At 62.1% G+C, this 26,877-nt stretch carries 26 protein-coding genes and 1 pseudogene; 8 read left to right on the top strand and 19 right to left on the bottom strand.

The window, feature by feature from the left end; all coding sequences use genetic code 11:
* The first annotated feature begins 66 nt into the window (after window positions 1–66).
* From AC0L2Y_RS19855 to AC0L2Y_RS19840, 4 genes and pseudogenes are all read left to right on the top strand, one after another.
* Window positions 67–1,421: pseudogene (locus AC0L2Y_RS19855) on the top strand (ABC transporter substrate-binding protein).
* A gap of 27 nt (window positions 1,422–1,448) precedes the next feature.
* Window positions 1,449–2,375: a carbohydrate ABC transporter permease gene (locus AC0L2Y_RS19850; protein ID WP_473558855.1), complete on the top strand. Its 927-nt coding sequence runs from the start codon at window positions 1,449–1,451 to the stop codon at window positions 2,373–2,375.
* Window positions 2,368–3,210 (top strand): carbohydrate ABC transporter permease, encoded by an 843-nt coding sequence (locus AC0L2Y_RS19845; protein WP_352863338.1) that lies wholly within the window; start codon window positions 2,368–2,370, stop codon window positions 3,208–3,210. The genes AC0L2Y_RS19850 and AC0L2Y_RS19845 overlap by 8 nt, the downstream gene beginning before the upstream one ends.
* A gap of 24 nt (window positions 3,211–3,234) precedes the next feature.
* Window positions 3,235–4,431: a glycoside hydrolase family 172 protein gene (locus tag AC0L2Y_RS19840; RefSeq protein WP_473558852.1), complete on the top strand. Its 1,197-nt coding sequence runs from the start codon at window positions 3,235–3,237 to the stop codon at window positions 4,429–4,431.
* Between the two features lie 74 nt (window positions 4,432–4,505).
* On the opposite strand, the gene AC0L2Y_RS19835 is transcribed toward AC0L2Y_RS19840, so the two are convergent.
* Window positions 4,506–4,877 carry a VOC family protein gene (locus tag AC0L2Y_RS19835; RefSeq protein ID WP_352488841.1) on the bottom strand — a complete coding sequence of 124 codons (372 nt, stop codon included), beginning with the start codon at window positions 4,875–4,877 and terminating at the stop codon, window positions 4,506–4,508.
* Window positions 4,878–5,178: 301 nt separating this feature from the next.
* Here AC0L2Y_RS19835 and AC0L2Y_RS19830 point away from each other — a divergent pair, with 301 nt between their 5' ends.
* Window positions 5,179–5,619 (top strand): DUF2267 domain-containing protein, encoded by a 441-nt coding sequence (locus AC0L2Y_RS19830; protein ID WP_473558850.1) that lies wholly within the window; start codon window positions 5,179–5,181, stop codon window positions 5,617–5,619.
* An 85-nt stretch (window positions 5,620–5,704) separates the two neighbouring features.
* Here AC0L2Y_RS19830 and AC0L2Y_RS19825 read toward each other — a convergent pair whose 3' ends face one another.
* From AC0L2Y_RS19825 to AC0L2Y_RS19785, 9 genes are all read right to left on the bottom strand, one after another.
* Window positions 5,705–6,562: an NAD(P)/FAD-dependent oxidoreductase gene (locus AC0L2Y_RS19825; protein WP_473558847.1), complete on the bottom strand. Its 858-nt coding sequence runs from the start codon at window positions 6,560–6,562 to the stop codon at window positions 5,705–5,707.
* A gap of 18 nt (window positions 6,563–6,580) precedes the next feature.
* On the bottom strand, window positions 6,581–6,934 hold the full coding sequence (locus AC0L2Y_RS19820; RefSeq protein ID WP_473558845.1) for an FAD-dependent oxidoreductase: 354 nt from the start codon (window positions 6,932–6,934) through the stop codon (window positions 6,581–6,583).
* Between the two features lie 222 nt (window positions 6,935–7,156).
* Window positions 7,157–7,969: an SDR family NAD(P)-dependent oxidoreductase gene (locus AC0L2Y_RS19815; protein ID WP_473558843.1), complete on the bottom strand. Its 813-nt coding sequence runs from the start codon at window positions 7,967–7,969 to the stop codon at window positions 7,157–7,159.
* Window positions 7,966–8,967, bottom strand: a complete 1,002-nt coding sequence (locus AC0L2Y_RS19810) for a sugar phosphate isomerase/epimerase family protein (protein ID WP_352488847.1) — start codon at window positions 8,965–8,967, stop codon at window positions 7,966–7,968. Before AC0L2Y_RS19810 ends, AC0L2Y_RS19815 begins: the two co-directional genes overlap by 4 nt.
* A gap of 37 nt (window positions 8,968–9,004) precedes the next feature.
* Window positions 9,005–9,778 carry an SDR family NAD(P)-dependent oxidoreductase gene (locus AC0L2Y_RS19805; RefSeq protein WP_352488848.1) on the bottom strand — a complete coding sequence of 258 codons (774 nt, stop codon included), beginning with the start codon at window positions 9,776–9,778 and terminating at the stop codon, window positions 9,005–9,007.
* 4 nt (window positions 9,779–9,782) lie between these two features.
* Complete coding sequence (locus tag AC0L2Y_RS19800) at window positions 9,783–10,877, bottom strand: ABC transporter ATP-binding protein (protein WP_352488850.1); 1,095 nt, start codon at window positions 10,875–10,877, stop codon at window positions 9,783–9,785.
* A gap of 10 nt (window positions 10,878–10,887) precedes the next feature.
* Window positions 10,888–11,790 carry a carbohydrate ABC transporter permease gene (locus tag AC0L2Y_RS19795; RefSeq protein ID WP_352488851.1) on the bottom strand — a complete coding sequence of 301 codons (903 nt, stop codon included), beginning with the start codon at window positions 11,788–11,790 and terminating at the stop codon, window positions 10,888–10,890.
* Window positions 11,783–12,721, bottom strand: a complete 939-nt coding sequence (locus AC0L2Y_RS19790) for a carbohydrate ABC transporter permease (protein ID WP_473558839.1) — start codon at window positions 12,719–12,721, stop codon at window positions 11,783–11,785. Before AC0L2Y_RS19790 ends, AC0L2Y_RS19795 begins: the two co-directional genes overlap by 8 nt.
* 57 nt (window positions 12,722–12,778) lie before the next feature.
* Window positions 12,779–14,044 carry an ABC transporter substrate-binding protein gene (locus AC0L2Y_RS19785; RefSeq protein ID WP_352664528.1) on the bottom strand — a complete coding sequence of 422 codons (1,266 nt, stop codon included), beginning with the start codon at window positions 14,042–14,044 and terminating at the stop codon, window positions 12,779–12,781.
* Between the two features lie 101 nt (window positions 14,045–14,145).
* Between AC0L2Y_RS19785 and AC0L2Y_RS19780 the strand changes: the two genes are divergently transcribed.
* Window positions 14,146–15,384: an ROK family transcriptional regulator gene (locus AC0L2Y_RS19780; protein ID WP_352975041.1), complete on the top strand. Its 1,239-nt coding sequence runs from the start codon at window positions 14,146–14,148 to the stop codon at window positions 15,382–15,384.
* 69 nt (window positions 15,385–15,453) lie between these two features.
* Here AC0L2Y_RS19780 and AC0L2Y_RS19775 read toward each other — a convergent pair whose 3' ends face one another.
* Complete coding sequence (locus AC0L2Y_RS19775) at window positions 15,454–16,413, bottom strand: DMT family transporter (protein ID WP_473558942.1); 960 nt, start codon at window positions 16,411–16,413, stop codon at window positions 15,454–15,456.
* A 396-nt stretch (window positions 16,414–16,809) separates the two neighbouring features.
* Here AC0L2Y_RS19775 and AC0L2Y_RS19770 point away from each other — a divergent pair, with 396 nt between their 5' ends.
* On the top strand, window positions 16,810–18,159 hold the full coding sequence (locus tag AC0L2Y_RS19770) for a PQQ-dependent sugar dehydrogenase (protein WP_473558836.1): 1,350 nt from the start codon (window positions 16,810–16,812) through the stop codon (window positions 18,157–18,159).
* Window positions 18,160–18,298: 139 nt separating this feature from the next.
* On the opposite strand, the gene AC0L2Y_RS19765 is transcribed toward AC0L2Y_RS19770, so the two are convergent.
* The 8 genes from AC0L2Y_RS19765 to AC0L2Y_RS19730 form a co-directional block, all read right to left on the bottom strand.
* Window positions 18,299–19,807: an aldehyde dehydrogenase family protein gene (locus tag AC0L2Y_RS19765; RefSeq protein WP_473558835.1), complete on the bottom strand. Its 1,509-nt coding sequence runs from the start codon at window positions 19,805–19,807 to the stop codon at window positions 18,299–18,301.
* Between the two features lie 20 nt (window positions 19,808–19,827).
* Window positions 19,828–20,172, bottom strand: a complete 345-nt coding sequence (locus tag AC0L2Y_RS19760; RefSeq protein WP_473558831.1) for a cupin domain-containing protein — start codon at window positions 20,170–20,172, stop codon at window positions 19,828–19,830.
* Between the two features lie 23 nt (window positions 20,173–20,195).
* Window positions 20,196–20,543 carry a cupin domain-containing protein gene (locus AC0L2Y_RS19755; RefSeq protein WP_473558829.1) on the bottom strand — a complete coding sequence of 116 codons (348 nt, stop codon included), beginning with the start codon at window positions 20,541–20,543 and terminating at the stop codon, window positions 20,196–20,198.
* Window positions 20,540–21,814 (bottom strand): glycosyltransferase, encoded by a 1,275-nt coding sequence (locus AC0L2Y_RS19750; protein WP_473558826.1) that lies wholly within the window; start codon window positions 21,812–21,814, stop codon window positions 20,540–20,542. The genes AC0L2Y_RS19755 and AC0L2Y_RS19750 overlap by 4 nt, the downstream gene beginning before the upstream one ends.
* A 17-nt stretch (window positions 21,815–21,831) precedes the next feature.
* Window positions 21,832–22,905: an ABC transporter ATP-binding protein gene (locus AC0L2Y_RS19745; RefSeq protein ID WP_473558824.1), complete on the bottom strand. Its 1,074-nt coding sequence runs from the start codon at window positions 22,903–22,905 to the stop codon at window positions 21,832–21,834.
* Complete coding sequence (locus AC0L2Y_RS19740) at window positions 22,902–23,696, bottom strand: ABC transporter permease (RefSeq protein ID WP_352454154.1); 795 nt, start codon at window positions 23,694–23,696, stop codon at window positions 22,902–22,904. Before AC0L2Y_RS19740 ends, AC0L2Y_RS19745 begins: the two co-directional genes overlap by 4 nt.
* A complete protein-coding gene (locus tag AC0L2Y_RS19735; protein ID WP_473558940.1) occupies window positions 23,689–24,531 on the bottom strand; it encodes an ABC transporter permease in 843 nt (280 codons plus the stop codon). The genes AC0L2Y_RS19740 and AC0L2Y_RS19735 overlap by 8 nt, the downstream gene beginning before the upstream one ends.
* 105 nt (window positions 24,532–24,636) lie before the next feature.
* Complete coding sequence (locus AC0L2Y_RS19730; RefSeq protein WP_473558820.1) at window positions 24,637–25,701, bottom strand: polyamine ABC transporter substrate-binding protein; 1,065 nt, start codon at window positions 25,699–25,701, stop codon at window positions 24,637–24,639.
* Window positions 25,702–25,795: 94 nt separating this feature from the next.
* On the opposite strand from AC0L2Y_RS19730, the gene AC0L2Y_RS19725 reads away from it, so the two are divergent.
* Window positions 25,796–26,875, top strand: a complete 1,080-nt coding sequence (locus tag AC0L2Y_RS19725) for a GntR family transcriptional regulator (RefSeq protein ID WP_473558819.1) — start codon at window positions 25,796–25,798, stop codon at window positions 26,873–26,875.
* Window positions 26,876–26,877 lie beyond the last annotated feature (2 nt).

Raw genomic sequence — 26,877 nt, 5'->3', positions numbered from 1 at the left:
CAGATGCCGGCAAAGGGAACGGAGGTCCCTTCGCCAACGTTCGAACAACACCCAAGGGAGGAATTGATGACTGACAAAACGACCCGCGACCGGCCATCGGCCAGCCTGAACCGCCGTCGGCTGATCCAGGGCGGCGCCACTTTCGCTGCCGCCGGCCTCACAGGCTTCCCGTTCATCAACAGGATGGCCGTGCGCGCTCAGGAAGCGCCGCTGAAATTCTGGCAGTTCTATGCGCCTGGCGGAGACGTGAAGCCGCAGGTCCGGTGGTTCGAAAAGTTGGTGGCCGACTGGAACGACGGGCACGACCAGAAGGTCGAGCTCGAATATGTCGTCAACAGCGAATACATCTCCGGTTCCAAGCTGGCTACGGCCTTCGCGTCGGGCGAGGGCCCTGACATCTTCCTCATCAGCCCCGGCGATTTCCTGCGTTATTACAATGGCGGCGTGCTTGCCGACCTGACGCCGCATATCGAGGATGCCGCCAAAGCCGATTTCCCGGAAAGCGTCATCGCAACCGCATGGTGGACGGCAAGATCTACGGTGTGCCGATGGAAGTCGAGCCGATGGCCTTCTACTATTCCGTCAAAGCGTTCGAGGATGCAAAGCTCAACGAGAACGACGTGCCGAAGACCTGGGACGAGCTGTTGGCGGTCGCCAAAAAGCTGACGACGCCCAGCCGCTACGGCGTGCTGTTCGAAACGACTCCCGGCTATTACCAGAACTTCACCTGGTATCCGTTCCTGTGGCAGGGCGGCGGCGAATTCCAGGGCAAGGACGGCAAGAGCGCCTTCGATTCGCCGGCCACCGTCCAGGCGCTGAAACTCTGGCAGGACGCCACCAATACCGGCGTGGCGCCGCGTCAGGTGGTCGGCGGCGGCTTCGACATCGTCGCCAATCTCGGGGCGGGGCTGTGCGCCATGCAGAACTGCGGCATCTGGGGCATTTCGGCGATGGACAACAACGCCAAGGACGTGCCCTACGGCATCTTCAAATTGCCGACGCCGGCCAATGGCAAATACGTCACCGTCGGCGGCGGCTGGGCCTTCGTCGCCAATGCCGGAGGCAAGAACCCGGATGCCTCCGCCCAGTTCTGCGCCTGGGCGCTGGCCTCGATGGACCAGGCCTCGATCGACCGGGTCGTCAACTGGTGCACGGTCGCAAAGAGCGACATGCCGCCGCGCAACAGCGCCCTGAAGGCCGGCGCCGATGTCTTCAGCACGGGTAAGTTCGGCACCTTCGCCAAGGAGATCCATCCGGGGACGCGCGCCGAGCCGCGGGTTCCGCCGGAAGCCTACAAGATCATCTCCGACGCCATCCAGTCGGCACAGCTTGGCGGGGTTGATGCCCAGCAGGCGGCGACGACGGCCAGTCAGCAACTAGACGCGTTCCTCGCCTCCTATTCCGGCGCGCCGATCCTTTAGGCGCTTTCCAACATGCATGTGGACCAGATGAAACCGCCAGCCGCGAGCACCAAATCCGCTCACGGCCTTACCGCCAAGCAAAAGGAACTCTGCGCCGCATGGCTGTTCGTCCTGCCCGATGCGCTCGGCCTGCTGGTGTTCGTCGGCGTGCCGATGCTGCTTTCGCTCGCCGTCGGGTTCTTCGAAGTCAACGGCTTCGGCGGCTATAGATTCGTCGGGCTCGGCAATTATCGGCGCATGTGGGGCGACCCGCTGTTCTGGTCGTCCGTGAAGGTGACGGTAGCCTATGCCGTCATGCTGGTGCCGGCACTCTACGTCGCCGGACTGGGACTGGCGCTTCTGGTGCAGAAGACCAACCGCTTCAACGCGGTGATGCGCTCGATGTTCTTTGCGCCGCAGATGGTCAGCCTGGTCGTGGTGGCGCTCGTGTGGCAGCTCATGCTGGTCGAAAAGGTCGGCATCGTCAGCCGGCTGGCACCGCTCGTCGGCCTCGGCGGAATCTCGCTGCTCGGCGACCCAAACCTGGCGCTGTTCACGCTGGTGCTGGTCAGCGTCTGGTTCCTGATGGGCTTCTACATGCTGATCTTCCTCGGCGGGCTCCAGGACATCCCGGCGGAGTATTACGAAGCCGCGAAGATCGACGGCGCCGGGCCGGTGACCAGCTTCTGGTACATTACCTTGCCCTTGCTCAAGCCGACCAGCTTCTTCGTCCTCCTGGTCTCGCTGGTCGCTTCTGTCGCCGGCGGCCAGGTCTTCGACCTGATCTATGTGATGACCAAGGGCGGTCCGGTCAATTCGACCTCGGTATTGATCATCTACATCTACAAGCAGGCATTCCAGTTCGGCGCCTTCGGCTATGCGTCGTCGATGGCATCGCTGCTGGTGCTGGCGCTGATGCTGGTCACGGTCTTCTTCTTCGTGCTGACGCGCGGCGGACGCTTCGAGCATGACTGACGGTCGAACTCCTTCCGGCCGTTCGCAGATACGGGCGGCGAGACTTGCCTGGATGCTGGCAACCGCGGCACTTGGCCTGATGACGGTATTCCCGCTTGTCTGGATGCTGGTCATCTCGCTCAAGCCGGCGAGCGACGTCTTCACGCCGAGCCTCATTCCGGAACGCCCGACGCTCGGCAATTTCCTCTATGTGCTGACCGAGGTGCCGTTCCTGCGCTATCTCTTCAATTCGTTCTTCGTGTCGGCGACGGTGACGGTCGCTGCGCTGTTCTTCCATTCGATGGCCGGCTATTCGCTCGCACGGCTGCGTTTTCCGGGCCGCGACACCCTGTTCCTCGCCATGTTCTCGACCTTCCTGGTGTCGCTTCCGGTCATCATCGTGCCGCTGTTCATCCTGACGCGGATGCTGCACATGCTGGACAGCTATGCCGGGCTGATCATTCCGGCGATCTTCAACGCATTCGGCATCTTTCTGCTCAGGCAATATTACCTGTCGCTGCCCAGGGAACTGGAAGAGGCCGCGATCATGGACGGCGCCGGCTACTGGCGCATCTATTGGAGCATCATCCTGCCGCTCAGCCGGCCGATCCTGTCGGCGCTGGCGATCCTGTTCTTCCTCGCCAACTGGAACGCTTTCCTGTGGCCGCTGACGATCACATCGGACCTCAACCTCTGGGTGGTGCAGGTTGCCATTGCAAACTTCAAGAGCCAGTACGCCGCCGCCTGGAATTACGTCATGGCCGCCTCGACCATCGTCGCGGTGCCGATGCTGGTCCTCTTCGTGATCTTCCAGCGCCAGATCATGGAATCCATCAAGACAAGCGGCCTGAAATAACCGCTGAAGCAAGAGGAGAAACACATGGGTAATGCCGGCCTGTCGCCGCTTCGCGGGCTCGCCAAATTGCGCGACGCCAAAACCCGCCGGTTTTCAAGCTACGACCGTACCGGCGGCAATGACGACCGGCTGCATATAGAACCTGGCCAGACGGTGGTGATTGCCGAGCACGACGGTGCCGGCATCGTCACGCATATCTGGGCGACGCTCGCCTGCAAGAGCGAGGCGTTCCTGCGCAAGATCGTGCTGCGCGCGTACTGGGATGGCGAGGAACATCCGAGCATCGAAACGCCGATCGGCGATTTCTTCGGCATGGGGCATGCTCGCACCCGCAATTTTGCCAGCCTGCCGGTGCAGGCAAGTCCAGAGGATGGCAAGGCCTTCAACTGCTATTTTCCGATGCCGTTTGCCAGCCATATGCGCTTCACCGTCACCAACGAGGCCGAGGACGACCTACTTTTCTATTACTATGTCGATCTCGAACTGCATGAGGAACTCGAGGAAGGCCTGGGCCGCTTCCACGCCCAATACAGGCAGCAGCGACCTGATGGCATAGACGAGACGGGGCTGGCTAACGAGCAGGTCCTGTTTGGCGGCGAAAATACCGACGGGAACGGCAACTACACCATCCTCGAGGCGGAAGGTCACGGCCACTATGTCGGCGTGCTCTATTCCGTCTATTCGCGCCGCCGCTCCGCTCTTTGGGACTGGTACGGCGAGGGCGACGACATGATCTTCGTCGACGGCGAGCCGGGGATTTCCGTGCCGGATACGGTGCGCAAGCCCGATCCGCGCATCGGACCGAAGGCCGAACCGATCGGCGATCGCGGCGAGACCAGCCCCGGCGCCAACGATGCCTGGCCGCCGACCCTGCACGGCACCGGCACCGAGGATTATTTCAACACGGCATGGTGCCCGACACAGGATTACAGCGCGCCCTATCACGGCATCATCGCTGCCGGCGGGCCGAACTGGACCGAGCCGGTTACGCTCTATCGCTGGCACATAGAGGACCCGGTCATCTTCCACAAACGCATCCGGGTAACCATCGAGCACGGTCACGCCAATCGCCGCTCGGACGACATCTCGTCGGTCGCCTTCTGGTATCAGGCCGAACCGCACAAGCCGTTCGAAGCGCTTGCCGATGTCGAGGACCGCATCCCAACCTTTCGCGCGCCTTATCACAATTGGAATGCCGCCTTCGACGAGAAGAGGCGTTAGGCCGGCATGCGTTCGAATTGAGCCATGCATCCCGCGCTATCTACGTCGGGATCACCCTGCCGTAGCGCGCCGCCTCAGCTGCGAGGTGGAAGTTGCTGGACAGACCAGGTGTTGCCGTCGGGGTCCTCAAAGAAGACAAATCTGCCCCAGGGAAAATCGTTGATATCGCTGACCTCGATGCCTTGAGCGGCCAAGTACCGGTGCGCCTCGTCGATGTCGGGCACGACCAGTTGCAGGCCCCTTAAGGATCCCGGGGGACTGTCGACGAGGCCCTTGCCCATGGCAATCGAACAGGCCGAACCGGGCGGCGTCAACTGCACGAAACGTATCTCGTCGCTTACGGTGTGGTCGTGATCGAGATGAAAGCCGACCTTGCCAACATAAAAGCCGATTGCTCTATCGACGTCCGATACGGGGACCGGGACTAGTTCCAGCTTCCAATCCATGACAGCCCTTTCGCTGCTTGATCGCCAAGTGGTGCCGAACACCGTGGGCGAAATCCCGCCATCTTCCCAATACCATTGTCGGCGCGGGCCGCTCAGTCAGTCAAGAGATGACCGGCAAGCGATATCCGATTCGGGCAACGTGAGGACGGGTCTCATTGCTGACGGCGTTCGGAACCGATGAGCGCCGGCAGGCTCTCCGACCGAACCGGCCTCTGCCGCTTTGCCAGGCGATTTTCACAGGACCACGAAACAATTATCTCCGGTCGCCGTTTTGCCCGCAGAACCTTTCGAGGAGGCGACGATGAGCGCAACCGGCTTGGACGTTTTTGACAAAACGCTGCAAATAACAAACATCTGGCTTGACGAGATCATGGCGGATCTTGGTCCGGATCGACACGTCGCCTGGCATGCATTGGGCGCCGTTCTGCGAACTCTTCGGGACAGGCTACAGATCGGACTGGCGGCTAAATTGGGAGCGGAACTGCCGCTGCTCGTGCGGGGCGCCTACTACGATCGCTATCGGCCCGCCGACATGCCCGACAAGACACGCTCGCTCGAGAAGTTCCTGCTACACATCGCCGATGAATTGAAATCGACCCGTCCTGTCGATCCCGAGGATGCGGCACGCTCAGTGCTGCGTGTGCTTGCACGGCATATCGACCTTGGCCAGTCGGCAAAGGTACGGGATGCGCTGCCAAAGGAAATCCAGGCTCTCTGGCCTGAAAGCGTGGGCGTCAAATAGTGGCGATCCCGCTCATGCGGACGCGCGACCGACCAACTGCCTCGAAAAGCTGACGTTTAGAAACCTGCCGACGGTGTCCAGGTCGTCACGAATGCCGCACGATGTGTTCCACAAGGCGATGTGCCTCCTCGGCGATCGCCAATATTATGCCTGATTTGCGCGTGGAGGCGAAATCCAACCCGGCAAAGTAGATGCCTGGCAGGGCGGCTACGCCATCCTCGTGAACAGGCTGTCCTTCCGGGTCGAGCAGACCGGAAAGCCTCACCCAACTTAAGTCACCCCTGAAGCCGGTGCACCACACGACGGTCGTGATGCCGGACTCGGCAGCATCAAGAGAACGGACAGCCGGATTCGGCAGCTGCGCTGCGACAGTCTCCGCTGGGTCGGGTTCCGAAACGGGGGCATCGATTCCGGAGCGGCTGATGTATTCGTCGATATAGCGTTTAACGTTGGCGGAGGCCTCATCCGCAAAACGAACATGCTCTTCGAGATCGTCGGCGAACGACGGACGGCCGTCATCTTCGACGCCTGCGAACCGCCCCAGCAGCACGACACCTTGGGCGCCGAGCCCTTGCAGGCTTACCCCAAGCAGACCACGAGGTGGAATGCGCCCCGCAAGTCGAATGATCTCGTCTCGACGCACGTCGAGAAACCCGCTTTCGACGAGCCAGAGCATGATATCGCGACCTCGGTAGCGCCGCGAGAGCCGCCCGACCCGGCGGGTGGCAAGGAAGACCCTTCGGCCTGCTTCCGCCAGTTCTTCCGCGATCTGGGCACCGGACTGGGCGCTTCCGACCACCAGCACCGCTCCAGCCGGGAGATCAGCGGCGCTGCGATAATCAGAAGCATCGATCTGGCGCAGGCCTGGCGGCAAGGCAGCGGCGAAAACTGGGCGCACCGGACAATTCAAGTCGCCACTGGCGATCACCACGTTGCGTGCCAAAACTGTGCCGCGAGGTGGTCAACCTATAGACGCCATTCCCGTGCCCACGGAGAGCTCGGTCACAACAGTGTCCGGTTCGACCGGTAGTTCGTTTCGCCTGGCGAAATCCTCAAGGAGGGCGACGAACTGGTCGCGCGTCAGGGCACCGAACGGATCTGAACCGTTATAGAAGTCGCCTGGCATGACGGTCTGAACGTTGGGGGTATTCATCCGGAAAGAAACCCACCGCTGGGTGCGCCAGGTCTGTCCGATGCGGCCTCGCTCCAATACGGCATGGCGCAAGCCTTGCCGTGCCAGCGAATAGCTGACGCCCAGGCCGGCCCAACCGGCCCCGACCACCACCGCATCAAGGATGTTGGCGTTGTCCCTCATTTGCCGCGGATCCTGATGCTACCGCCGTTGCAGCGATTCGAGGCGGCACCAACGCCATCAGCGTAACGCCTTGGCCGGCGAACAACCGCCAAACAGCGCCGATCCTGCCTGAACCCATCCCCGCGATCTGCATGGCTTCGCCCCCGATGCGAGGGCACGATAACAGCTTTATCGGATCACGGCACAACCAAATACTCATCCGAAACCGGCAACGGTCGCGGCTTAACCTGGAAAGAGGGTGAAGCCGCCGTCGACGCGGATTACCTGTCCGTTGATGAAGCGCGCGCGCGGACCGGCGAGGAAGGCCACCGCTTCGGCGATCTCTTCAGGCTCCGCATACCGGTTCAGCGATTTCTTGCTCGAATCCATGCGCTGCGGATCGACCACGCGGCTCGCCTGGAACCGTGCCGTCTTGGTGGCGCCAGGGCTCACCGCATTGACGCGTACGCCCTCGTCGATCAGTTCCTTGGCGAGGCAGCGCGTATAATGGACGACGGCTGCCTTGAGCGTCGAGTAGACTACTTCGGGCGAGCATCCGATATGCGCTGCCGCCGAGGCGATGTTGATCACCGAGCCCGAGCCGCGCTTGACCATGGGCGGAACAAACGCCTGGCAGACCAGCATCGTGCCGATGAGGTTGTTCTCGGTCAGAACCTTAATGTCTTCGTAGTCGATGTCGAGTGCGTTGTTGGGATTGGGCTTTACGCCCTTGGCGCCGATGTCGCCGCCGGCGCAGTTCACCAGAATGTGCACGTCGCCGAGATCCGCCTCGATCTTCCTCTTCATTTCGGCGACGGCCTGCTTGTCGCCGATGTTGCCGGTGACCGCGGTGATGCGCGTCCCATGCTTCTCCAAGCCCCTGGCAGAGTCGCCGAGGTCCGCGAATTCGCCATATTGAGATGGCCGGGCCCAATCGAGGTCGTGGACCGCGATGTTTGCGCCAAGTTCGGCCAAGCGATAGGCCATCACGCGGCCGAGGCCGCGTCCCGAGCCGGTGACGAAGGCGGTCAGGCCGCTGAGTTCTCGCGCAGTCATGCTGGTTTCTCCATTGCAATGAAATCGAACTTCATCATGTTGGCGGCGCTGCGCCGGATCATGTCGAGCTCGTACGAAACGAGCGCACCGTCATCGTCGCGCTCCCATGGCGTGCGGTAGTCGGCGTCGTCCGCAAGGCGGTTCAGGCGCGCCGCACTCAGGCAGGCCGCGAATTCGCGGGCGGTCTTCGGCGCATATCCGTTCCACCAGTCGTCGGTGAGACAGCGAACGTGACGGGCCTCCAACGCGCCTGGCTCAAGCACCGCCGTCAGCGTGCCGTGGTGCTCGCCAAGGATGGCTGCCAGTTCGGCGAAAGGCACGGCGCCGTCGCCGATCGCGCAGCGGACCAGGCGGTAGCCCTCATCCGTGAACTGGACGCGATAATCCTTGAGGTGAACGTGCCGGACATGGGGCGCGATCCGGCGCGTGAAGGCAAGCGGCGCCTCGCCGACAGGAAAGGTGTTGCCGGTGTCGTAGGTGATGCCAACGCCCGGCCCGCCGAGTTCGCAGAACGCAACCAGTTCGTCGCTGCCGAAGTCCTGATGGTTCTCGATGCCGAGCACCCGGCCCTCGGCCGCCGCACGCGGCCCCCATTCCGTCAAGGCAGCGCGAATCATTGCGTTGAACTCGCTCCATTTCGGACCCCACGCATTGCGGTCGCCGCACAGGACGGGCGTCAGTGCGATGCGGATCGTCGTCGCCTCGAGCAGGCGCGCAGCCCGAAAGGCGTTGTCCAGCGGACCTGCCACGAGCAATCCGCCGCTCACCACCGGGACGATATCCAGCGCGGCAAGACGCCTGCGCAGGGCGACGATTTCGGCGTCCGTCAAGTCGGTCAACCAGGGTTCGTAGATCTCGAGCGTGCGCGCGCCCAGTTCCTGCGCCAGTGCTATGAAGCCTTCCAGCCCCGCGCCGTCCGGATTGTGCCGCGGCGTGCCGCGGCCCTGCAGGCCGAGATGGTAGGTCAGTCCGTAGGGGTTGAGGCCGAGACGAAGCATCAGCTTGACGGTTCCAGTGGAGGGCGGGGAGGGGTCACTAGCGCAGACCGGCATCGACGGTGATGGACTGCTTGGTGATCATGCGGCTGTCGTCTGCTGCCAGGAAGAGCACGGTGCGTGCAATCTCCTCACCCAGCAGGACGCGGCGGATCAATTGCCGCTGCACCGTCTGGTCGACTGCCTCCTGCGTCTTGAACCACAGTTCGCGCTGCCGCTCGGTCATGACGGCGCCGGGTTCGATCGCATTGACGCGGATGTTATCCGGTCCGAACGACCGCGCCAACGCACGCGTCAGCGCCACCACGGCCCCCTTGGCTGTGGCATAGGCCACCATCTGGTCCGCTCCGAAACGCCACGCAATGGAGGAGAAGTTTATGATCGAGCCGAAGCCGAGTTCCTTCATATGCGGATGCACAGCCTGGGCGGCGAAGAAGTGATGCCTCAGATTGACGTCGAAGCTGCGGTCCCAATATTCGGCCGTTACCCCGTCGATGGGATGGCGCTGATCATTGGCAGCGTTATTCACCAGGACGGCGATCGGACCAAGCCGCATGCGCACGCCTGCTACCGACGCCTTTAGCGCGTCGACGTCGGTTACATCGCAATGGAGGTACAAGGGACCCTGCCCGGCGGCACCACCGAGCTCGCGCACCAACGCCTCAGCTGGCTCATCCTGCACATCGAGAAAGGCCACCCGGGCGCCATTCGAGGCGAAGGCGCGGACCATATCGGCGCCGATGCCGGAGGCGCCGCCGGAGATCAGCACGACCCGATCGGCCAAGCTCGGATAGGTTGCGAATTGTACGGACATCAAATTACAGAAGCGCCTTGGTTGTTGGATCGAACAGGCAGGCGCGCGACATGTCGATGCCCAGCGTTATCGTCTCGCCCATGACGGGAGCGTCGTCCGGCTCGAAACGGCCGGTGATCTCCAGGTCGCCCAGCCTGAGCACGGCAAGCGTCTCGGCCCCGGTCGGCTCGACCAGTTCGACCGGCGCCTGCATGGACGCCACAGCCGGTTTGCGCGACTTCAGGTCGGTCGTGAAACGGTAGATGTGTTCCGGCCGGATACCGAGCACGACGTCCTTTGGCGCACCGGGCATCGGCGCGGCAAGGGCGAGGCTGGCGTCGCTGCCGTCAGCGGCGCGTACCGAGATGCTGGTCGGGCCAGTAAGCCGGGCGGGAATGAAATTCATCGCCGGCGATCCCATGAAACCGGCAACGAACATGTTGGTCGGCCGGTCGTAAATCCGCTTCGGCGTGTCGAACTGCTGTACCGAGCCCTGGTTCATCACCGCAATGCGGGATGCAAGCGTCATCGCCTCGACCTGATCGTGGGTGACATACACCGTGGTCTTGCCGACGCGATGGTGAAGCTTCTTGATTTCGGTGCGCATGTCGACGCGCAGCTTGGCGTCGAGGTTGGACAGGGGCTCGTCGAACAAAAACAGCTTCGGGTCGCGGACGAGGGCACGCCCCATCGCGACGCGCTGCCGCTGGCCGCCCGAGAGCTGGCCGGGCTTGCGTTTGAGCAGCTGTTCGATCTGCAGAAGGGCGGCAACCCGCTGGACAGCTTCTGCTTGCACCGCTTTTGGCACGCCGCGGCTTTCCATGCCGAAGGTGATGTTCTGGCGCACCGTCATCGTGGGGTAGAGGGCGTATGACTGGAACACCATCGCAATGTCGCGGTCCTTAGGTTGCACCGAGTTCACCAGCCGGTCGCCGATCCAGATCTCTCCCGACGTGACGGTTTCCAGGCCGGCGATCATGGCGAGCAAGGTTGACTTGCCGCAGCCTGACGGGCCGACAAGGGCGACGAATTCTCCGGTCTTAGCCTCGAGATTGATGCCGGCAAGAATCTCGAGCGAGCCGTAGCTCTTGTGAAGGTTGCGGATCATCAACGCGGACATGGGTGACGCCTCATTTGATGGCGCCCTGGGTGAGGCCGCGCACGAAGTATTTTCCACCGAACAGATAGATCAGCAGCGGAGGCAGCGCGCCGATCAGCACGGCTGCGCTCATCACATCGTAAGCACGCGCGGTCGTGCCGCCGGCCGTGAGTGCTACCAACGCCGCCGTGATCGGCTGCTGCTGGCCAGATGTGAAGACGACGCCGAACAAATACTCGTTCCAGATGCCGGTGAACTGCCAGATGACGGTGACGATCAGAATGGGCGGCGACAGGGGCAGGATGATCTTGCGGAAGATCCGCCAGAAGCCGGCGCCGTCGATGCGCGCCGCCTTGATCAGGTCGTCCGGTATGCTGACGTAGAAATTGCGGCAGAACAGGGTGGTGAACGAGATGCCCTGGACGACGTGGATCAGCACCAGCCCATATGTGGAATTGGTCAGGCCGAGCTTGCCGAGCAGGAATGCCCACGGCATCAGCGAAATCTGGCCGGGCATGAATACGCCGAGCAGCATCAGATTGAAGATCAGTTCAGAGCCCCTGAAGCGCCATTTGGAGAGGATGTAGCCGTTCATGGCGCCGAGAATGGTCGAGATGATGGTGGCGGGGATCGTCATCGCCAGCGAGTTGAAAAAATTGCGCTTCATTCCCTCGCAGGTACCGCTGACACAGTAGGATCCCCAGGCCTGCGCCCACGCGTCGAGGCGGAAGCTGCGCGGTACGGAGATGAGGCCGTTGCGGGCAATCTCCGACTGCTCGCGCAATGAGTTGAAGATCACCACCAGCAATGGCACGAGATAGACGACCGCAAACAGCGTCAGCACCGCATAGACAAGGAAGCGGCTCCAGAAATGCCGGCGCGTGGCCGCGGCTTCTTCCGGATCAAAACGGGCATTGGGGGTAATTTCAGCCATCGCGGCCCTCCGCCCGCCGGCGCCAGACGATCCACAAGGAGTACGGCACCAGCACCACCGCGACCGCCGCGAGCATCATCATCGCCGCGGCGGCACCTTCGCCGATTTGGCCGCGCTGGAACATCAGGTCGTAGACATAGATTGCGGGGAAGGTGGTGGACACACCTGGCCCGCCTCGCGTCAACGCCGCAACCAGGTCGAAGGTTTTGATAGCGAATTGTATCTGAATGACCGCCACCGCCAGGAATATCGGGGCGATGGTTGGCAGGATGACCCTCCGATAGGTCCGGAAAATCGACGCGCCGTCGATTTGCGCGGCTTTGACGAGGTCCGGATCGACGGACCGCAGACCGGCCAGGAAAAGTGCCATGGCGAAGCCGGACGACTGCCAGATACCGGTTATGATCACAGCATAGATCGCCGTGTTGCGGTTGGCCGTCAGGGCGAAGCTGAAGTCGGTCCAGCCAAGCCCTCGAACGAAGGCCTGGATACCGTCGACAGGATTATACAGCCAGCTCCACACCGTACCGGTGACGATGAAGGACACCGCCAACGGATAGAGGAAGATCGTGCGCCAAACCGCCTCGCCGCGGACGCGCTGGTCGATCGCGATCGCGAGCAGCAGGCCAACCGCCATCGAGCCAACGATATAGAAGCCGCTGAACAGGAAGAGATTGGTATAGGCGATGTTCCAGCGCCGGTTTGCCCAGAGCGAAGCGTAATTGTCCAAGCCGACGAACCCATAGGTCGGCAACAGCGACGAATTGGACAGCGAGATGTAGAGCGTCCAGAGCGTGAAGACGAAAACATAGATGAAACTCGCAGCTATCGACGGCGCCAGCACCAGAATGGGCACCATCGTGCCCAGGCGCTCGCGCCACGGTCGGGCCGCGGCAGCTGCAGCTGGTACAATCAGATCATGGGTGGACATCGGGCTGCTCCGGCGAGGTCTGGCCGGGAGCTTCGCCCCCGGCCATCATCGGCAGCGTCATTTCTGCGCTTCGGCCGCATCCGCCATCGCGTTGGCCGCGTCCTGCGCACTCATATCCGGCGTTGCTACAAACTCCGTGATGCTATCCATTATTGCGCCGCGGACCTTTTGCGGAACCGTCATGTTGTGCGCCATCGAACGCACGAGCGTGCCGGCGGCGATCGAGGCTTGCAGATCCTTTTGCGAGAGTTGCTGGCAGGGATTGAAGCCGTTCGAAAGATCGACGTCGAGGCGGGCCGGAATGGACCCTTTGGTCTGATTGAAAATGGTCTGGAATTCGGGCGACAGGATGATGCTGGCAAGCAGCTTCTGTCCCTCGATATAGTCCGGGTCCTTCTGTTTGAAGAACACGACCGAGTCTGAATTCAAGATGAAACCCGGCTTGCCCCAATCGGTCGGCGCCTGGGCGCAGACATAGTCGGTGCCCTCCTTGAAGCCGCCGGCCGTCAGCAGGCCGATCGTCCAGTCGCCCATGATGTGGAAGGCGGCCTCGCCGCGGCCGACGAGATGCGACATGGTATCCCAGTCACGCCCGTTCATGCCGGGGTCCATGTACTTCGAGGTCATGGTGCGGAACTGCTCGAAGGCCTTGACCATGCCATCGCTGCGCATGGCATCGACGTCGCCCTCGACGAAAGCTTTCCTGTAGAGATCGAGGTCCTGACCGTACACGACCACTTCGAAGACGGTCGAGTCGGTCCAGTCGGCGGTCGAGTGCGAAATGCAGATCTTGCCGCTGGCCACGATCTTGTCGCAGGCGGCGTTGAATTCCGCCCATGTCTTCGGCATCTCGGTGACGCCCGCGTCCTTCATGACCTTCGGCGATGCCCACAGCCAGTTGATGCGGTGGATGTTCATCGGCGCGGCCACCCAATTCCCGGTCGGCTTCATCACCGGCAGTAATTCGGGAGCGACGACCTTCTCCCAATTTTCCGCCTTCGCCAGGTCGTCGAGATTGGCTGTCATGCCCGTCTCGTTCCATTCGGCGATCTCGGGGCCTTTGAGCTGCACAGCGGGAGGTGCGTTGCCGGCGATCACATCGGCACGCAGTTTGGCCAGGGTATTGGCCGTATGGCCTGCGATGGAGGTCTGCTGCCAGGTGCCACCCTTGGCGGTAAACATCTCGCCGAGCTTGGCGATAGCCTGGGCGTCCGATCCGGTGGCCCATTGATGCAAGAGGTTGGTCTTCGGCTCTGCGAGCGCTGTTCCGGTAATCAAAGTGAAGGCGGTAGCGGCCGCAAAGGCCGTCCTCAGGTATTTCATCGTTTCACTCCCATATGTGATGCACGGTTCGTATCGACCGCTTGTGGCCCGCGATTTGAGGTCGTGGCCGGCGAGATGCAGTAATCTCCGTTCTTTCCAAGATGACATATTTGGGCTATCAGTCAACGTGCTTTGTGCTCATCATGAACAAACCTTCGCTTAGAAATTGGCTGATCGACAGGCCGTCTGCGTCGCCGGAGAGCCTGATCGTCCGATGCCTGCGTGAGCGCGGCGTGCTTTCTGCGTCGCAAATTACCCGCATTACCGGTTTGGCGCGGTCGACGGTTTCAACTGCGCTCAACGGCTTGAGAAAGTCGGGGATGGTGATCGAATCCTCGGCCCATCATGACGCGGCCAGGGGTATTGGCAGGCCTGCCACGACATTGACGCTCAATCCCGCTGCGGGCACCTGCGTCGGCATCCATCTGGGCCTCGACGAAATGCGGTGTGTCGTCGCCGACGTGTCGCATTCTTTCGTTGCCGAACAAACTATCCCCATGGGTCTGGACTACCAGCCGCAACAGGCGGCCCAGCTTGCCAAGTCAGTAATTGCCCGATGCTACGAAGAGAACGGTCTGCCGATGGCGGGGCTCCTGGGGGTTGGGGTCTCCGTCTCGGGCCCAGTCAGCCGCGAAGGAGTGGTGCTGCGCGCGAGTATCGTTCCGACCTGGGCCGGGGTCAACATCCGCGATGTGTTCGGGCCGGTCCTCGAACAGCCGATCTTCGCCGACAATGAGAGCAACTGCTCGGCCATTGCCGAGCTGATGTGGGGTGCGGCCGTCGGCCAGGACGATTTCGTGCTGTTCAAGGTCGATCTGGGCGTCGGCGGGGCCATTGTCCAGCACGGCCGGCTGGTGAGCGGCATCGCCGGCGGCGCCGGCGAATTCGGGCACATCAGCATCGATCCCGGTGGCGACCTTTGCCGGTGCGGCAATCGAGGATGCCTGGAGCTCTATGCCAGCTTTGCCCGGCCGCTCGAGCAGATTTCGCGCATCGTGCGGCGGCCGGTCACGATGGACGACGTGATCATGATGGCCGAGAAGGGCGACGTGAGGGCGCTGCGGATGATCGAGGACACCGCCGAGTTCGCCGGTCGTGGCCTTGGCTTGATCGGTTCGGTGCTCAATCCGCCGCTCATCATCATCGGCGGCCGCATGGCGTTGGCGGGCGACATTCTCCTGGCACCGCTGATCGCGTCATATGAACGCCATACGCTCATCAAGTCCCGCGATGTGGCACCCGCGTTGCGCACACGGATAATCGTTGGCAAGCACACGGAGAACGATGCATTGCTCGGCGCGGTCGGCCTCGTGCTGCGCCACAACAGCCGGCTTCAGTGACCCGGCTTCGCTTCGGGTGGTGCTCTGATTTTGCGAGCTGCCTCGCCGCTCCGGCGGAGGTGAGGTTCACTACGCGACACGCACCGTGCGCTGCCTCGGCTTGATCGCGGTGGCGAGCAGCAGGCCGGCGACGATGAGGGCGGCACCGGCGAGATCGTAGTCTTGCAAGCTTTCGCCAAGGAACAGATAAGCGAGAACGGCGACGAAGGCGGTCTGGAGATAGAGCAGCATGCTGGCGCGCCCCGCGCCAAGCGTCTCGACGCTACGGTTGTAGAGATAGTACATCAGAGCGCCGCCCGGGCCAGCCACATAGGCGAGAGCCAGAAGGCCGTTCGCATGCAGCGCCGAACGATCCCCGGAAAACAGTTCCCAGAGATAGAAGGGCAGTGCGGCCAGCGCGCCGGCTCCCAGCAGCAGGACCACCATCGGCAGAAGCTCGATAGCGAATTTGGCGCGACGCAGCAGCACGGTGTAGAGGCCCCAGCAAAACGCGCTGCCGACGATCCACAACTCGCCGGGATTGAATTGCAGCTGCGTCAGCGCAGCAAGGTCGCCGCGCGCCACGATCACCACCATGCCGGCCAGAGCGACCAGCGCTCCAAGCGCTTTCCAGACACCGAGGGACTCGCCGAGCACAAAACGGGCAAGCACCATGGTCATGATCGGCGACAGCGCCATGATGATGCCGGCAGTTGTCGCGTTGGTGTAGTTGAGGCCCGTGTAGATCATGCCCTGACACAAGGTCAGCCCGATGGCACCGATGACCAGCACCTCGATCACCCGGGATTGGATCAGCACGAGCATCGCCCCGTGATGACGATGGACGATAGGCAGCAGGATCGCGCAGGCAAGCGTCAGCCGCCAGAAGCAGAGCGCCCAGGGCGGCATCTCGGGGGCAACCCACTTGGCAGCGATATAGACGCCGGCCGACAGGAGCCAGCAGAGCGTCGCGAGGGAATAGGCGAGCGGAAGTGATGCGCCGGGTGTCGCCTTCGCTACACTTGGATGTACTATCGGCAGCGATTGGATGTCCGTCTCCTCCCACCGCAGACTTTAGCAGATTTGCAGCGTCTTGCTAAGCAGCAACAACAGCTGTTTGACCAACTGGTGCAATCGGTGGGTCATTGTGGGTCCCGCCGTTCATGGTCTCGTTCCATTCGAACGCCTGTTGGCCCATGAGCAACTCGATACCGAAAAGCGCAAGCCGTATCGATTTCGCGCGATACGAATCTGAGATTCATATCGCGACAAATATTCGCGCGGTTGCCGCAATCTTCTTGCGCCATATTTCTACCGAGAGCAGATCTGTCGCGAATTCCTGGCCCTCGGATCACGAGTGCCGCTGCTTCGAACCAATTGGAAGAATAAGCCCCTGACTTGCGTTTACACAAAGAGCGCGACACAGATCCATGCGGAGGACGTCCAATGCATGCCGGCTTCCGAGGAAGCGTACTCGTAGCGGTATTGGGCGCCGTCGTGGCAAGCTGCGCTGGCATTCCGGCGCAAAAAACCGGGCCGGCGCAAAAAACCGGGGCAATAACCGGCTATGGCCCCAACCCCACCTTGCCGAAACCAAGACCGACGCTGATCCCGACTGTTAACATAGCCGAAGCGAAAGGCTGGCAGAAAGGCGGTATGCCGACCCCGGCGAAGGGGCTGACAGTGAACGCCTTCGCCACCGGCCTCGACCATCCGCGCTGGTTGCATGTGCTTCCGAACGGCGACGTTCTGGTTGCTGAAACCAATGCCCCTGCCAAGCATGACGAAGGCTTCAGTCTTAGAAAGGTCTTCATGGATCTGGCTATGAAGCGGGCCGGCGCGGCGACCAAAAGCGCCAACCGCATCACGCTTCTGCGCGACACCGATGGCGATGGCATTGCGGATGTGCGCACGACGTTCGCGGAAGGCCTCAATTCGCCCTTCGGCATGACGCTGTCCAAAGGCAAGCTCTTTGTCGCGAATACCGACGCGCTCGTCGCTTTCCCCTACTCCAATGGCCAGACCCGAGTCAGCACGTCGCCGGAAAAGATCATCGACTTGCCGGCCGGGGACCTCAACCATCATTGGACCAAGGACGTGATCGCAACTCCGGATGGACGCAAGCTCTATGTCACCGTTGGTTCCAACAGCAACGTTGGAGAAAACGGCATAGCCGCGGAGAAGAACCGCGCCGCTGTCCTTGAAGTGGATCGGTCGACCCGCCGCACTCGGGTCTTCGCCTCGGGCCTGCGCAACCCGAACGGGCTCTCCTGGAATCCTGAAACTGGCGAGCTTTGGGTCGCCGTGAACGAGCGTGACGAGATCGGCGACGACCTTGTGCCGGATTACATGACCTCGGTTCGTGACGGCGCCTTCTATGGCTGGCCCTACAGCTACTACGGACAGAACGTCGACGAACGTGCCAAGCCGCAGCGCCCCGATCTCGTGGCGACGGCGATCAAACCCGATTACGCCCTGGGCTCTCATACCGCCTCGCTGGGACTGACCTTCTCCAAAGGCGCCCGGCTCGGTCCGGCCTACGGTAACGGCGCCTTCGTCGGCCAGCACGGCTCGTGGAATAGAAGCGTGCACAGCGGCTACAAGGTGATCTTCGTGCCGTTCCATGGTGGCAAACCGAGCGGTCCTCCGAAAGATGTGGTCACTGGCTTCGTCGGGCGTAATGGCGAGGCGATGGGCCGTCCGGTCGGCGTTGCTATCGATCGGACCGGCGCACTGCTCGTCGCCGATGACGTCGGTAACGTCATCTGGCGGGTCCGCCGGGCGAATGGCCGTTGAGCGCAGGTGCCTTTCCGACTCCGGCTACAACGCCACGCCCGATATGGCTCCATTCGGCTACGGTTTCGATGCATATGCCAGGTATTCGGAGACGGATATCCTAAACAATTAGCTGGCAGCACGCCTGAAGATAGTCGTGTCAAACATGCTTGCGCCCGCCTGCCTCGCGGAACCAGCTGTCAGGATAGGGATACCACCAGCCCTGAATCTCCGGTCTGTGGTCGATGATGACCATCTTCGAGCGGCGGAATGCATCCAGACCCTGGCGGCCGAGCTCGCGGCCGAGGCCCGAAGCCTTCCAGCCCCCGAACGGCAACGCGTCATTGTCGATCAGCGGATTGTTCACCCAGACCATGCCGGCCTCGAGCCGCTCCGCGGCCTCATGCGCTTCGGCAAGATCGGTGGTGAAGACCGAGGCGCCGAGACCGAAGGGGCTGTCGTTGGCAAGCTCTATCGCCTCGTTGAAATCCTTGACCCGGCAGATCGCGGCGACCGGCCCGAAACACTCTTCGCGCACGATTGCCATGTCGGGGGTGATGCCGGTCAGGATGGTCGGCTCGTAGAACCAGCCCACATTATGTGCCGGCGGAATGCGTCCGCCGGTGATCGCTTTGGCACCGCTGCGGATCGCATCGTCGACCAGCCGGATGACCTTCGCGCGCGCGGCCTCGCTGACCAGCGGTCCGATCTCGCTCTTGTCCAGCCCGTTGCCGATACGCAGCGCGCGCGTCTTCTCGGCAAACAGATCGACGAAGCGGTCGTGAACGGCATCAACCACGAAGAACCGTTCGGCCGAAGTGCAGACCTGGCCCGTAAGATGGAACGCGGCAGTGACGCTGCCGGCCGCCGCCACGTCCAGCGGGGCGTGCTCGCTGATGATCAGGGGATCGCTGCCGCCGGCCTCGATGACGCAAGGCTTCATGCGCTCTGCACATGCGACGGCGACAGCCTTGCCGGCGGCGACCGAACCGGTGAAAGCAACCGCATGCGTGCGGTCCGAGGCGATCAGCGCCTGCGCCGTTGCTGCTCCACCTGGCATGCAGGAAACCAGGCCCTCCGGCAGGGAGCGGAACACGGTCATGTAATCCAGCGTCGACAATGTCGTCGCTTCGGCGGGCTTGATCACGCAGGCATTGCCGGCGGCAAGCGAGGCGGCGACGGTCCAGCACATCAACAGGATCGGAAAATTGTAAGGCATGATGTGCACCGACGTGCCGTAGGGCTCATAGCGGGCATATTGGAACGAACCGGCCTGCGTCGTGCCGGCGACCTTGCCGGCGTCATCGCGCGCCATCTCGGCATAGTAGCGGAAGATCGGCGCGCAATTGGCGATCTCGCCGATCGCCTCCGGATAGGGCTTGCCCATCTCGCGCACCATCAGCTCGGCACAGCGCATGAAGTCAGCCGCTTCGATGGCGTTCGCGACGGCGTGCAGATGCCGGGCACGGCTCTTGGCGTCGAGCCTTTTCCAGGCCGTTTGCGCCTTGGTCGCTGCGGTGAGCACGGCGTCGATTTCAGTGTCGGCGGCGGCGGCTATTACGCCGACGGTCTCCAGTGTCGCCGGATCGATTACCGGTTTTTTCGTGCCGGTCATCGACCGATAATCCGGATTGACGAAAAAGGCCGGCCGGTCAGCGGAAAAATCCATGGTCGTCCTTTCAAGCCCGCTCAGCGGATCATGTAGACCTTCTTGATCGTCTCATGGACGGTGCAGACGCCTTTCCAGTCCTGCGGAAAGAACGCCGCCGTGTCCGGCTCGATCTCGATCACCTCGCCAGATTCATGGACATAGGTGCAGCGTCCCTCGAGGAAGTGGCAGAATTCGTCCCGGGTGACATGGCAGTGCCATTTGCCGGGGGTGCAGACCCATAGCCCGCACTCGGAGCGGCCTTCCGGCCCCTTGTGCAGCAGCTTGCCCGAGGTGCGGGATTCACCTTCGATCATTGTCGGAATGACACCCCAGTCGACAAGGTCGGTGATGGCGAGCGGCGATTTCATGATCGGTGTCGGCATGTCGGGAGCTCCAGTGGCCGGCTTTAGGCCAGCATGTAAACGTTGCGGATGGTCTCGTGGACGGTGCATTCGCCGGTCCAACCGGCCGGGAACATGACAACCGTGGCGGCGGATACCTCGATCACCTCGCCGTCGTCCGATCTGTAGGTCGCGCGGCCGGCAACGAAATGGCACAATTCGTCGCGCGGAATCGCCAGCCGCCAGCAACCGGACGTGCAGACCCAGATGCCGGATTCCGGCTGGTTGTTCGGCCCCTTGTGCACCAGCCTGCCGGTGGAGTGCGAAGCGCCTTCCAGCGCATCGGGCTGGGTGCCCCAGTCGACGAGGTCGGTGCGGGTCGAGGCTTGGTGGAGGTGTGGGGCGGAGGTCACAGCAATTTCTCCAGCAAACCAGCCGCCTTTTCGGGGCCATTCTGCGATTGCATCTGGGCCGACGTCTTGGCCAGCTTGGCCTTGATTGCCCGGTCGGTCAGGCAGGTTTCGATCCTGGCGATGAGCTCGGCGTCGCTCCAGTCGTAGCGCGGCATGCCGAAGCCGTGGCCGGTTTCCTCGACCCGCGTCGCATTGTCGTGGCCGTCCCAGACGTAGGGCATGATGATCGCTGGCTTGCCGAAATACAGGCACTCGGTGAACGAGTTGTTGCCGCCGTGGTGGATCACCGCATCGACCTGCGGGATGACCGAGGGCTGGGGAAACCAGCTGTCGATGATGACGTTTTCGGGCACTTGCGCGTACTGCTCCTTGTAGCCGCCGACATTGACCAGCGCCCGGTAGCGCGTCTTGCCCAACGTTGCGACGATGCGCTTCAGCAGATCGACATCGCCGGCGCCAAGGCTGCCGAAGGAAACATAGAGCAGCGGCCCGTCATTATTCTTCGCAAAAACCGGCACGGTGTAGGGCTTCTCCTGCCGCACGCAGCCTTCCAGATATTGGAATTTTGCCGGGTCGAGCGGATAGCGGCGCTTGAACTTTGCCGCCTCGGGGTAGAGCAGCAGATTGAGGTAGGGCGAGGCCTCGAAGAACTGGCCGATCGGATACGGCGCTTCGTTGTTCGCTTTCAAAAACGCATTGAAGTCGTCATGGATCGGCTTGATGACGGCGTTGAAATGGTCGCGGTAACGCTGATGGCAGGCGTGGTCGTTCTCGCCGCAGCCGGACAGATGTGGCGGAATGTCCTCGTCCTCGATCTCGTTTTCCGAGCAGGAGATGACGCGCACCCAGGGCTTGCCATACTGCTTGATCGCCGGGAACAGGATGACGTTGTCGACGCAGATGACATCAGGCTTGATCGTCGCAAGCACGCCAGGCAGATCCTTCTCAGCCCATTTGGCGCTGTCGACGATCGCCGTCCAGCAATCCTTCACGTAATTGTCGACCTGGTCGTAGGGCGATTTGCGGAAGTTCGGGATGTGGCCGTTGATGAAGTCTTCCCAGAACTTGGCCATCTGTTCCGGCGGCATCGGCTCGGACAGGTTTACCGGATGAGCCTCGAAGCCGTAGCCCTTGTAGACGTCGACGAAGCCCGGGTCAGACAGGAACACCGCTCTGTGGCCGCGCGCCTCGATCGCCTGGGCTATGCCGACGGAATTGAGCGCGGGGCCATAAGCGGCCTCCGGAAAGAACGCGATCGTCTTCTGCGCCATGAGAGGTTCTCCTTCGATCAATCTGCGAAAATTCTGACGTCAGCCGCATCCCAGCCGAGCTCGACTGTATCGCCCGACGAGACCGGGCGGCGGTCGGCGGCGTCGGCGGTGATGCGCACCAGGAACGGCTTTGGCGACAGGGCGGTGCGGACATGCAGTTGCAGATCGAGTCCCTGATAGGCCAGCGCCTCGACCGCGCCGAAGATACGGTTGGCCGTTTCTGCCGACGGGAACAGCCGGATGCGTTCGGGCCGCACTGAAGCTACCGCCGCAGCGCCGGGCGAAAGTGTTGCCGGGACCTTGCCCGTGATCCGCGCGCCATTGGCCGCCAGCACGCCGTCGCCGACGGCTTTGCCCGGTACGAAATTCATCACGCCGATGAAGTCGGCGACGAAACGGTCCCCCGGATGCTCGTAGACCGCATGGGGTGTATCGCATTGCAGCAGCTTGCCGTCCCTGAGCACTGCCATACGGTCGGCCATGACCAGCGATTCCTCCTGATCGTGGGTGACGATGACGAAGGTGATGCCGACCTCGTGCTGCAGCCGCTTCAACTCCAGTTGCATGGCCCCGCGCAATTTCTTGTCGAGCGCACCAAGAGGCTCATCGAGCAGAAGCAGTCGTGGTCGCTTGACCAGAGCTCGGGCAAGCGCGACGCGTTGCTTCTGCCCGCCGGACAATTGCTCCGGCTTGCGGTCGGCGAAGGCAACGAGTTCGGTCGTCGCCAAAATGGCGTCGACACGGGAGCGGATTTCCTTTGCAGGCAAGCGTTCCATTTCGAGGCCGTAGGAAACATTGGCCCTGACGCTCATATGCGGAAACAGCGCATAGGACTGGAACATCAGATTAACCGGCCGCTTATTGGGCGGGGTCCTGGCGATGTCGCGGCCGTCGAGCAGGATGCGCCCGTCATTGGGCGTCTCAAAGCCGGCCAGCATGCGCAGCAGCGTTGTCTTGCCGCAGCCCGAAGGTCCAAGCAAGGCGAAGAACTCGTTCTCGCGGATATCCAGTGAAATGCCGTCGACCGCCGTCACCCGGCCGAACTTCTTCGACACGTTGTCGATCGCCAGCAGCGTGCGGGGCTCGTTCATTGGCCGATCACCCCACGGTTGAGCCGCTGCGACAGGGTCAGCGCGGTGATCGAGACCGCCATGACGATAGTCGCCAAGGCATTGATCTCCGGCGTGATGCCGAAGCGGATCATCGAATAGATCTGCATCGGCAGCGTGGTCGAGGCGCGGCCGGCGCCGGCGGTGAAGAAGGCGATGATGAATTCGTCGACCGAAAGGGTGAAGGCGAGCAGCGCGCCGGCGACGACGGCAGGCAGGATCACCGGCAACGTCACCCGCCGAAATGTTGTGAGCGCGGAAGCGCCGAGATCGGCAGAGGCCTCGACGATCGACCAGTCGAAGCTTTTCAGCCGCGCGCGCACCACGGAGCAGACGAAGGCGAGATTGAAGACGACATGGGCGAGGATGATGGTGTGCAGGCCCAAGGTGAGATCAAGCATCGAGAAGAAGCTGAGCAGCGCGATCGCCAGCACGATGTCGGGAATGATCATCGGCGCAAAGATCAGCGCCTCGAGACCTTTGCCGTATTGCCGACGTATTTCGACGCCGATCGCCAGCAGTGTGCCGAGCAGCGTGGCGATGGCGGTCGAGACAAGCGCCACGATCAGTGTGTTGAGGGCGGCAGAAAGGATTGCGGCGTTTCCGATTAGCGAGACATACCATTTCAGCGAAAAGCCCGACCAGACGGTCGGCAGCCCGCCTTGGTTGAACGACAGCGCCACCAGCACGGCGATCGGGATGTAGAGGAAGGCCAGGACCAGTGAAAGCACGAGCCAGAGCGCGCGCCTCGTCGCGAGGGAGCGCTCAGCCATCGGCGCCTCCTCTCGCTTCGGCGGTACGGCCCAAGGCGCGATCAGCAGCCAGGGCCTGCGCCGTCAGCACCAGCAGCATGATGGCGATCAGCACCATTGCCAGTGCCGCACCGAACGGCCAGTCATTGGCGGTCAGGAACTGCTCGTAGACGACATTGCCGATCATCTGGAAACGCCCGCCGCCGAGCAGAGCAGGGGTCACGAAATTGCCGATCGACAGCACGAAGACGAAAACAGCACCGGCGGCGATACCCGGCACGGTCAGTGGCAGGATGACCCGGCGAAATGTGGTCACGGCCGACGCGCCGAGATCGCGCGAGGCCTCTGCGAGTTCCGGATTGAGCCGCGACAGCGGCGCGTAGCAGGCCAGGATGACGAAGGGCAGATAGTTGTAGACCAGACCGGCGATGACGGCGCCTTCGGTATAAAGCATCGACGGCGGCTCGCCGGTGTAGCCGAACCAGCGCAACAGTTGTGTGATCAGCCCTTCGCGGTTGAGCAGCACGATCCAGGCATAGGTACGGATCAGGTAATTGGACCAGAAGGGCAAGACGGCAAAGAACAGAAACACCGGCTGCAGCCGGCGGGGTACTGCCGCGATCGCATAGGCGGCGGCATAGCCGATCACCACCGCGACCAGGGTTGCCGTGCCGGCAATGCGCGCCGAATTGAGGAAGATGCCGGCATAGAGCGGGTCGAACACCAGCCCGAAATTCTCCAGCGTGAAAGTGTAATCGATGCCGCCATAGATGCCGCGCCGGAAGAAGGCGAGCGCCAGCACCAGCGCGCATGGCACGACCATCAAGGCGGTGAGCCAGGCCAGCGCCGGCGTCATCAGCAAGGATGAGCGAAGTCTGGTTTGGGACAAGATTGGGTACCGCATTCAACGGTCGGCGGCGAAAACCCCGCCGTCGACCGGGATCTCTGATTTTGATGTCGGTTATTGCGCGGCCTTGATTTCGCTGACGATCTTCGAGTAGTCGCGTTGGGCATCGCCGACATCGCGCAACTGCTCGAACTTGACCAACTCTGCCACCGGCATGCTCATATTGGGAAATTTGGCGAGAAGATCCGCCGGCAGGCTTTCCATAGCCGGCTTGTTCGGTACCTTGTAGTCGATGTTCTGGGCCGCCCAGGCGTGGTTCTTGGCGTCCAGCATGAAGTTGATGAACTGGAAGGCGGCGTCCTTGTTGGCCGATGCCTTCATCACGACCATTGTATCGACCCAGAGATCCGAGCCTTCTTTCGGTATGGTGTATTTAATTTGTGAATTCTCGGCGATCCCGTAATTGCACCAGCCATCCCATGCCTGAACCATCAGCGCCTCGCCCGAGACCAGCTTTGAATAAAAGGTCGTGTCGTCATAGGCCAGCAAGGTCTTCTTGGCCGAGATCAGCAGGTCCTTGACTTCGCTGAGCTTTGCCGGATCGGTCTCGTTCACCGAATAGCCCTTGGCGAGTTGGCCGGCAGCAAGCAGCCAGCGGTCGGTCGCCAGCATCGTCGTCTTGCCCTTGAGCGCGTCGGACGGGGCGAGAAGGTCGTTCCAGCTCACCGGCTCCGCCTTCACCAGATCCGAACGGTAGCAAAGGCCGGTGGTGCCCCAAGTGTAGGGCACGGAAAAATTGTTGCCGGCGTCGTGCGGCAGCTTCGCCGCCTCGGGATAGAGATTGGCGAGGTTAGGGATCTTGGCATGGTCGATCGCCTCGATCAGGCCGAGCTTGTTCAGCACTTCGGCAAAGGGCGAGGAGACGAAGACCACGTCATAGCCCTTGCCGCCGGACGCGACGAGCTTGCCCATGATCTCCTCGTTGGTGGCGTGAACCACGACTTCGCCGGAGACACCGGTCGCCGCCTTGAAAGCTTTCATGGCATCCGGCGCCATGTAGCCGTCCCAGTTGGAGATAACGAGGTCGGAGGCAGCCGCCGGCGCTGATAGCGCCAGGCCAAGGCCAAGTGCGATCAAGGATTTCCTTAACGGACGGTGCCGCAGGGTGGTGGTGGTCATGACAGACTCCCATTCTGGTTGATCATCGAACTTAGTCGTCGGACCAGCGCTTGCAGCCGTAGGGCCGCTTCGATCCTGTTCCCCGGTCTTTTTATTGCCGATTGATCTCACAGTACTATTGCAGAAAAAAGTACGTCAATCCATAATTTGTCAAAGCACGGGGGAATCCCGGCCGACCGCATCCGCAAGGGCAATCGGCCAAACCTCAGCCGCCAAGTCCTTCATGAGAATTGCCATGCAAGTTGCAGCCCGACGTCCCCGCACCAACCATCTCGACCTTGCACAGCGCATTCTCGATGTGGCCCGGCAACGCGGCTTTGAACCCGGCGCTCATCTCCCGGAGCAGCAGATCGCTTCGCTCTGCAACGTATCCCGAACTCCGGTGCGGGCCGCGTTGCGTCTGCTCACTGAAAAAGGCGTAGTTCAATGGGAGGCTGAGTCCGGCTATCGCTTGGCCTTAGACCTCACGAGCCAGGCGACCGTCGCCGCCGACCTGCCGAGCGCCGAGGAGGATGAACTTGCCGACATGATCCTGCGAGACCGCTCGGCGCGCCGGTTGGACCAGACGGTCACCGTCGGCGCGCTGATGCGACGGTATAGTGCCGAGCGCAGGACAGTACTAAAATCGCTGAAGAAACTGGCCGAGGAAAATCTTCTGGACCGCGCGCCGGGGCAGTCCTGGCTTTTCAGGAGAGTGCCGGACGATCCTGGCGCACAAGGGGAGAGCTATGAATTCCGGCTGTTGCTGGAACCCGCCGCCCTTCTGGCGCCTGGGTTCCGGCTGGATGGGACGCGCGCGGCAGCCTTGCGACAGGGCATGGAAATGCTGCTGGCTCTGCCCGACGCGGCATTCGATTCCAGAGAGTTCCAACGGCTGGACATCGATTTTCACGGGATGATCGCCGGTGGTTCCGCCAACCGCTTCGTCGCCGAGGCGTTGGCCGATCATCTCAGGCTGCGCCGGCTGCCGGGAACGTATGCCGGCGTCAATGTCTTCCGGCTGAAGCAATCATTGCGCGAGCATCTGACCATACTCGACCATCTGGAGAGCCAGCAGTACGAGGTTGCAGCCGATCTGCTTCGGGTCCATCTGCGGCTTTCCCGCAGCCAGCGACCGCAGGCGGCCAGTCGCGGGGCGCCCGCGCTGTTCGGCATGATCAGCCGGCCGGAATAACG

The sequence above is a fragment of the Mesorhizobium sp. WSM4830 genome, from assembly GCF_055811495.1.
This window is presented reverse-complemented; position numbering and strand designations above follow the sequence as displayed.

Bases quoted from the DNA above. Each gene is read 5' to 3' on its own strand.
- AC0L2Y_RS19745 (WP_473558824.1), bottom strand. From the start codon at position 22,905: ATGAACGAGCCCCGCACGCTGCTGGCGATCGACAACGTGTCGAAGAAG.
- AC0L2Y_RS19780 (WP_352975041.1), top strand. From the start codon at position 14,146: ATGACATATTTGGGCTATCAGTCAACGTGCTTTGTGCTCATCATGAAC.
- AC0L2Y_RS19835 (WP_352488841.1), bottom strand. From the start codon at position 4,877: ATGGATTGGAAGCTGGAACTAGTCCCGGTCCCCGTATCGGACGTCGAT.
- AC0L2Y_RS19830 (WP_473558850.1), top strand. From the start codon at position 5,179: ATGAGCGCAACCGGCTTGGACGTTTTTGACAAAACGCTGCAAATAACA.
- AC0L2Y_RS19790 (WP_473558839.1), bottom strand. From the start codon at position 12,721: ATGTCCACCCATGATCTGATTGTACCAGCTGCAGCTGCCGCGGCCCGA.
- AC0L2Y_RS19820 (WP_473558845.1), bottom strand. From the start codon at position 6,934: ATGAGGGACAACGCCAACATCCTTGATGCGGTGGTGGTCGGGGCCGGT.
- AC0L2Y_RS19770 (WP_473558836.1), top strand. From the start codon at position 16,810: ATGCATGCCGGCTTCCGAGGAAGCGTACTCGTAGCGGTATTGGGCGCC.
- AC0L2Y_RS19850 (WP_473558855.1), top strand. From the start codon at position 1,449: ATGAAACCGCCAGCCGCGAGCACCAAATCCGCTCACGGCCTTACCGCC.
- AC0L2Y_RS19805 (WP_352488848.1), bottom strand. From the start codon at position 9,778: ATGTCCGTACAATTCGCAACCTATCCGAGCTTGGCCGATCGGGTCGTG.
- AC0L2Y_RS19765 (WP_473558835.1), bottom strand. From the start codon at position 19,807: ATGGATTTTTCCGCTGACCGGCCGGCCTTTTTCGTCAATCCGGATTAT.
- AC0L2Y_RS19760 (WP_473558831.1), bottom strand. From the start codon at position 20,172: ATGCCGACACCGATCATGAAATCGCCGCTCGCCATCACCGACCTTGTC.
- AC0L2Y_RS19740 (WP_352454154.1), bottom strand. From the start codon at position 23,696: ATGGCTGAGCGCTCCCTCGCGACGAGGCGCGCGCTCTGGCTCGTGCTT.
- AC0L2Y_RS19815 (WP_473558843.1), bottom strand. From the start codon at position 7,969: ATGACTGCGCGAGAACTCAGCGGCCTGACCGCCTTCGTCACCGGCTCG.
- AC0L2Y_RS19800 (WP_352488850.1), bottom strand. From the start codon at position 10,877: ATGTCCGCGTTGATGATCCGCAACCTTCACAAGAGCTACGGCTCGCTC.
- AC0L2Y_RS19730 (WP_473558820.1), bottom strand. From the start codon at position 25,701: ATGACCACCACCACCCTGCGGCACCGTCCGTTAAGGAAATCCTTGATC.
- AC0L2Y_RS19840 (WP_473558852.1), top strand. From the start codon at position 3,235: ATGGGTAATGCCGGCCTGTCGCCGCTTCGCGGGCTCGCCAAATTGCGC.
- AC0L2Y_RS19810 (WP_352488847.1), bottom strand. From the start codon at position 8,967: ATGCTTCGTCTCGGCCTCAACCCCTACGGACTGACCTACCATCTCGGC.
- AC0L2Y_RS19795 (WP_352488851.1), bottom strand. From the start codon at position 11,790: ATGGCTGAAATTACCCCCAATGCCCGTTTTGATCCGGAAGAAGCCGCG.
- AC0L2Y_RS19735 (WP_473558940.1), bottom strand. From the start codon at position 24,531: ATGACGCCGGCGCTGGCCTGGCTCACCGCCTTGATGGTCGTGCCATGC.
- AC0L2Y_RS19845 (WP_352863338.1), top strand. From the start codon at position 2,368: ATGACTGACGGTCGAACTCCTTCCGGCCGTTCGCAGATACGGGCGGCG.
- AC0L2Y_RS19750 (WP_473558826.1), bottom strand. From the start codon at position 21,814: ATGGCGCAGAAGACGATCGCGTTCTTTCCGGAGGCCGCTTATGGCCCC.
- AC0L2Y_RS19785 (WP_352664528.1), bottom strand. From the start codon at position 14,044: ATGAAATACCTGAGGACGGCCTTTGCGGCCGCTACCGCCTTCACTTTG.